5 protein-coding genes are annotated in these 5,545 nt (G+C 43.5%); all 5 read left to right on the top strand.

Translation table 11 applies throughout. The annotated features are described in order from the left end of the window. Positions 1-113: 113 nt before the first annotated feature. From CDG77_RS33120 to CDG77_RS33100, 5 genes are read left to right on the top strand one after another with little or no spacing between them, the layout of a single operon-like run. Positions 114-695: a hypothetical protein gene (locus tag CDG77_RS33120; protein WP_094333416.1), complete on the top strand. Its 582-nt coding sequence runs from the start codon at positions 114-116 to the stop codon at positions 693-695. Further along, a complete protein-coding gene (locus CDG77_RS33115; protein WP_094333415.1) occupies positions 661-1,743 on the top strand; it encodes a CHAT domain-containing protein in 1,083 nt (360 codons plus the stop codon). The genes CDG77_RS33120 and CDG77_RS33115 overlap by 35 nt, the downstream gene beginning before the upstream one ends. After that, positions 1,740-2,927 (top strand): CHAT domain-containing protein, encoded by a 1,188-nt coding sequence (locus tag CDG77_RS33110; RefSeq protein WP_094333414.1) that lies wholly within the window; start codon positions 1,740-1,742, stop codon positions 2,925-2,927. The genes CDG77_RS33115 and CDG77_RS33110 overlap by 4 nt, the downstream gene beginning before the upstream one ends. Continuing rightward, positions 2,927-3,706, top strand: a complete 780-nt coding sequence (locus CDG77_RS33105; RefSeq protein WP_094333413.1) for a hypothetical protein — start codon at positions 2,927-2,929, stop codon at positions 3,704-3,706. The genes CDG77_RS33110 and CDG77_RS33105 overlap by 1 nt, the downstream gene beginning before the upstream one ends. Continuing rightward, positions 3,703-5,445, top strand: coding sequence for a ligand-binding sensor domain-containing protein (locus tag CDG77_RS33100; protein WP_223270112.1), 1,743 nt, complete (start codon positions 3,703-3,705; stop codon positions 5,443-5,445). Before CDG77_RS33105 ends, CDG77_RS33100 begins: the two co-directional genes overlap by 4 nt. Positions 5,446-5,545: the final 100 nt, after the last annotated feature.

Raw genomic sequence — 5,545 nt, 5'->3', positions numbered from 1 at the left:
GTTGTTCTATTACCCCTCCGACTCTTGCAATACCTGTTTAAACTCTATTCTCCGTCTTCCTAAAAGAGTCGCACCCAAATGAAAATGTAGCTCTCACCTTTGTTTCTGAAGTTATGCCCTTTCCTTGGGAGGTTTTGTTTGAGGGAACTGAAGAGGATTACGAACAGGGAAATCCTGAAATGTTTTGGGGAATGCGCTACACCCCGGCTCGGATTCTCAACCCAGAAAAAGATATTGCAGATTATGTCTTGGAGCAAGCACAACCTTCTGATATGTTATTTTGCTTGCATCACAGGTTGCTTCATGCTCATAAAAAAGAAAGACCAGAAATTGAAAGATTGGTGAGGGTGACAGCAAAAGACCGCTTCACGTTGCTGGGAACAGCTTGCAATTTGACTAATGGTAAATCCAGCGATCCTTTGGGCGATGATTTACTCAAGTATCTTTACAAAGCTAGCCACAATATGTTGCATTTTGCTTGCCATTGTAAGGAGACTAGACTGGGGGATAAACTGCTGATTTCTTTTATTAAAGATGAGGTAATTACAGAAAATGGCTTGGTTTTGGAGTTAGAAACTTACAAATTTTTGTTGCGTCAGGGAAAATTTCTCTGTCAGCCATTGGTGTTTCTTAATGCTTGTCAGTCGGCTGGGGGTGCGGATGAGTTACGCAGGACATTGGAAACTATTATATGATGGGCAGAAGTTTCTGGGCGATCGCTTCATCATCGGGCGCTGGCTTCAAGAATTAAACAACACCAGACCCTACGAATTTCCCGTAGGTGCAGTTAACGTTGCCCACTACGCCAACGTCGAACAACCTCAACTCTGGTCTACCCTCCTCGAAGCCCCCGGCGCACCTCTACCCCAACCTTTACCAGCAGGTGTATTGCATGACTCCACGGAAGCTATATGGGGTCTGCATTTAATTCGCTACAGTCAGTCCTCAGATGTAGCCAACCTTCGTAACGCTCCCGTAACCTTAGATAATATCAACGACACAGAAGACATAGAACTCCAAATGCGTCCCGCCAAACTAAACCTGCGGCGCAATCGTCCATTTGTCACCTTGAGTTACGTGAAAACTGATGCACCAGAATTGACAGCATTAGAAAACACATGGGCATCCGCCTTTATTCGCGCTGGATGTAGCGGCTTCACAGGTTCCCTCTGGGCTGTAGAACCATCAGTAGAAGCTGCTTTTATTAGCTGTTTCTACAACCGTCTGTGGGCTGGCGCTTCCTTGGGCGAAGCTTTTTATGCTAGCCGTCAGTTAGCCCGTGTAGCTGCACCTGATTCTCTCGACTGGCTAGCCTACGTTCTGTTTGGCGACCCAATGGCGCGTCCTTACCGTCCCGTTCCTGGTGATGGCTATGCCATTGTCGAACCTATAGGACGGGAAATTGATGACCCATTGCCCCCTGGTGCGATCGCTCGTTTTCGTGTTACTCTGCGAAGAAATCCCCCTGTGTGGCATGAAGATAGAGTCATCGAAGTAGCAGAAAATCTCGTTTTTGAAAATCTACAGGTACATATCGTAACCTATGGTTTGCAAGTGATTCCAGATTTGCCCATCATAATGACACTTACTGCTAAAGGTGATTATTTAGGCTGGTTTACCCTAGTTGTACCTAATGAAATTACTGAAACGTCAGCTTTAGTTCAGGTATATTTCGCAGATGGAATGCGACCAATTCATAGCTTAAATTTCTCTCTCAACATAGAGAACGGGAGGGAGGAATGAGCGGTATTAGTAGCGCTATTCGCCATCAAACAATGGCATCTTTTTTACCAATTGTAATCCCTAAAGAAAATTATTATAATATTGGTTGGCAAAAGTTTAACATAACTGCCACTGATGAAGAACTTCTGAAATTTACAAATAATGTTTTAGAGTCTTTTTGGAGACTAGAAAAAGCAATTAATCAAGCTAAAAGCATCAAATTAGATGTGGAAACTTGCCAGCAAGAAATGAAAGAACTGGCAAAGTGGGGTTTAGCAGCTTACCGCAGATTTTTTGAAGAAGAAGGCTCCCGTCAACTTATCGAAGGTCGCTGTAAAATGATGGGTAGTGAAATCCCAGCGCCCACCTTTATATCTGAGCGGGTACTTTTTCCTTGGGAAGTACTCTATGCAGGGGATAATTATCAAGAAGCTAATCCAGAAATGTTTTGGGGACTGCGCTACACTCCCGCTCGAATTCTTACTCCCGAAAAAGATATCTCTCGCTTTTTGGCAGACAGAACCACACCATTAGATATGATGTTTTGTCTGCATCATCGACTGCGAGAAGCTCATCAAAATGAGTGGCTGCTAATTCAAAATCTGATTCGCAGTTACAAAAATAGCCGATGCTCTCTTCTTTTGGCAGCCGGGAAATTAGTAGGGATTGAAAGTGGAGAAAACCTACTTGATTATTTTATAGAAGCTAACTATAATATTCTTCATTTTGCATGTCATTGTCTGTCAGAAGAACTAGATGTAGATACCCTGCTCTTTTCTCTGTTAAAGGATGAAGGACAAGAAGGCGAACCTTTAGTGATTGAATTAGGGGCTATATCTTTCATTTTGGTAAAAGAAGATAAACAATTTCAGTGCCAACCATTAGTTTTTCTAAATGCCTGTCAGTCAGCAGGTGGTGCTGATGCACTACGCAAAACTTTTAACTTACCCCAAATGTTTATCAAGCGGGGTGCTGAGGCGGTCATTGCAACCGCTTGTCCCGTTCCCGACCGTTTTGCTGCGGCGTTTGCTCAACAATTTTATACGTTTTTTATAGATAAACAAATGACAATCGGGGAAGCCCTACAAGCTACCCGCAGATATTTTATAGAGGAGTACAATAATCCTTTAGGTCTGGCTTATGGTCTTTATAGTCCGCCTTACTATCGACTAACTCAACCCCTGGCTACAGTAGGTGTCGCCTGATGACAAACTACCCATCTACATCAGCAATAACTCAAGCAGAATTAGAGAAGTTACTGACGCAACTGCAACAACTGCGCTCCTCAATTACTACTGCACGGGAAACAATTGCACCACTAGAAACAAATCTCGCAGCAGCTTACAACGAATTTCAGGCGGTAGTTGGTGCATTACGTCGCCAGTCGATGCGCTTACAAGCAGAAATTTCCTCTCTTCGTAGCCAAATTCAATGTTTCACCCAGGATGAAGACGACACTCAACAGCAGGATGTAGGAAACGATAATTTTCTCTACAAGGAAGAACAAACAACAGAATTTAGTCTAAAAGACCCAGAAGCGATTGATAAAGATATGCTAATGGAGCATATTTTTCGGTTACTAGATCCTGATATCAACGCTGAGGATGCAGAATTGCTCGCTAATCTCCAGGGTTTATGCAGTGACGCTACTGCCAGTTTAGCTGATGTTTTAGAAGAATTACCTTGGGGAGTAGTTTGGATAACTCGTAACTCCCAAGAAAATTTGATACAGCAATACCAACGTCTGAAGATTTGGGAGAATGCGTTAAACCGACAGCTACAAAATTTAAAGCAAGCAACAGAAGGTTTGTATAAAGATTTACGTTACGGACTTTGTCAGCAACAGCAAAAAAGTCAAGAACACTGGCATAATTTTCTCAATCAATGTATTGAACAGCAGCAAGACCAGAATTACGAATTACAAGCTGAGTTAGACAAATTAAAAGAGGAGTGGGGGCGAATTACCTCCACCATTCGATTATGAGTAGTAAAGACTACCAACTTGATTTACCTGTACCAGTAGGGCGAGAAGATTTGCCCATCCCCGTTGCTGATACTGCACCGCAGCAAGAACAACCCAGTGATAAAGCGTTTTTAGAGTGGAGTAACTTGGCAAGTCAGCGCCATGTGCGTTCTTTAGCTTTTGACCCAACGCACGGAGATTTATGGTTGGCGACTGGGGGAGGAATACTGCACTGGAAGCTGGAATTAAACCGATTTGTTAGATATGCCAGCGAACATGGTTTGCCAGGTAACTCAGTGTTAGCAGTTGCCGTAGATGGTGCGAGTCAAGTTTGGGCTGCTCACGAACAATTTGGAATTTATTATCTAAAAAATGATACTTGGCGACCTTACCGCATCCTGGGCGAGGTAAAGGTAAGTTGTTTGACCTTGGACTCTACTGGTAAACTTTGGGCAGGAACTGCTAGCGGTATTTATGCTATCAACACTCCCGATCGTAAACCCGCTTTAGAACTACCCCCGGCTGGTTTTCCTCCAAGAGCAATGGCGATCGCCAACGAAAATGATATTTGGTTGTGCAATGCTCAAGGCGTTTATAATTACAAAAATGCTACTTGGGTGCGTACTAGCGACAGCGTACAGCCAGATGTTCTCACGCTAGCTCGTCAAGGTAAAAACCTGTGGTTAGGGACTTTTCGCGGACTGGTACGCATTGACTTAACAACGAACAAACCGCACAAAACTGATACTACATATTTTGGTGAAGTTACTGCCCTAGCTCCCCATCCCCAAGGAGTTTGGGCAGCCTGTGGCGGACAGGTGGGTTTAGCAACAGAAACTGGTTGGACACCCTTGACAGAAAAGCGATTTAATGAACCTATTACCAGCTTGCTAGCAGGTAGAGACAAGCAAGTATGGATAGGTACTCATGATGGACTATTGCGCGGAGAGAACAAACAAATACTTTTGCACTTAACGGACAATCCCCCTGATGTTATTGGGTTAGCTTCCCGCGAAAAATCTCCACCCACTTTCAGCAGTTTAGTACAAGCGCTGTCAGTGCAGCAATTGGCAGACCGTTCTATTTTATGGATTGGCACGGCACAGGGTTTATTCCGATATGACTTATTGACCGAAAGTTGGCGGCGCTATGGGCAACTTGCTAGCCAAGATATCCGCGCTATCATCACCAGCCAAGACCAAGAAACTGTTTGGGTTGCGAGTTGGAGTAGTGGTTTACATAGCTTAAAACAGCAGAACGAACTCCAAACCGCACCCAATATTTCTGAGCCAATTTTAACCTTAACTGCTGGAAGCGATCGCTACTGGGCTGTTGGATTAGATGGTCTCTATCAGTACAAAAATTCAGCTTGGGTACAAGTAATTTCTAACAAAGTACTACCTGTGAGGGGATGGCTGCAAGCAATTGCCCAAGCTGTCACAGACCATTTTTGGCTAGGTACTTCGGCAGGATTGTTGTTATATAAAACTGATACAAAACGACTGACTCCAATTATTGGTAACTTAGGTAGCACAGATGTGCGATCGCTACAAGCAATTAATAGATATGAGTCGGAACAGGTTTGGGTGGGTACAAGTCAGGGATTGTACGTAGGTAATGTTGACAACTGGAAACCAATACCTGAGCTTGAAAACCGAGTCATAACAGCTTTGATATGGGATAAGAACAATAGTAGTTTATGGGTTGGGACAGATAAGGGGCTATGGGAGCAATGCGATTTTGTGAGGTACAAAAGATAGGTAACATAAATTACCTAAATTTTTAGCGATCGCTACTTAGAAAAGGCAAAAACAAGGAACTTGGACCTCGGTTTATTGGGAATAAGCCCTGGTAATTGAG

Origin of the sequence: Nostoc sp. 'Peltigera membranacea cyanobiont' 213 (genome assembly GCF_002245975.1) — a bacterium.
Classification (GTDB): Bacteria; Cyanobacteriota; Cyanobacteriia; order Cyanobacteriales; family Nostocaceae; genus Nostoc.
This window is presented reverse-complemented; position numbering and strand designations above follow the sequence as displayed.